2 tRNA genes are annotated in these 785 nt (G+C 64.7%); both read right to left on the bottom strand.

What is annotated here, in order from left to right:
• Window positions 1-232 precede the first annotated feature (232 nt).
• A tRNA-Leu gene (locus I6U14_RS01740) sits at window positions 233-317 on the bottom strand.
• A gap of 83 nt (window positions 318-400) precedes the next feature.
• A tRNA-Cys gene (locus I6U14_RS01735) sits at window positions 401-474 on the bottom strand.
• Window positions 475-785 lie beyond the last annotated feature (311 nt).

Here is a 785-nt window from a genome sequence, read left to right as displayed (position 1 = left end):
TTATGGCGTTGCGTTTGCGTGTTGTTTTTGTGTGCAAGCAGAGGGCGGCATACGATGTGCTACGGAGTTCCGTGGGCTCGGAGATTGGTATAAGGGACAGTTGAGAGCCGGCATGCCTGGTACCCCGATGGCTAAAGCGAATGGGAACGGCGATGCGCCGATGCCGAGACGCTCCGGCAGCGAAGCGCGCTCGTCAAGATGAGATGCGACCAGCGACGGATGATCGCGAGGCTGGTGCCCGGGGCGGGACTCGAACCCGCATGGCCGAAGCCGAGGGATTTTAAGTCCCTTGTGTCTACCAGTTTCACCACCCGGGCGGCGGCAGGCGGCGGGTCGCCGCTTGGAGGGTGCTCCGACGCGGTCAGCGGTGCGAAGACCGCCGGCTCGGCGGAAGGGGATTTGGAGGCTGAGGTCGGAATCGAACCGGCGTCCACGGCTTTGCAGGCCGCTGCATAACCACTCTGCCACTCAGCCGAAGCCTGCTAGTGTAATCTGCTGCTCGTACGTTGTCACGCCCAATAGGGCCCGGCCAGGCGACTCGGGGCCGCCAACGCGTCGGCTGCGACCTGACTAAACGCGCATCAGCCTATTGACGCAAGCCCATGCACGACATCATACTGGTGGGTCTTGAATGAAGCGCTGCCTTTCGCCCATCGGTCCTTGCCCGGGGCACACCCTCGCCCATTCGATCGCTGAGGGCGCCGCGCCTCTTCCCCGCCGCGGACGCTAGCGCCCCACCACGCTCCCTGCCGCACCCACGTTGAGGCGACCACCAGCCGCGACAG

The sequence above is a fragment of the Thiohalocapsa sp. genome (genome assembly GCF_019695415.1).
Classification (GTDB): Bacteria; Pseudomonadota; Gammaproteobacteria; order Chromatiales; family Chromatiaceae; genus Thiohalocapsa.
This window is presented reverse-complemented; position numbering and strand designations above follow the sequence as displayed.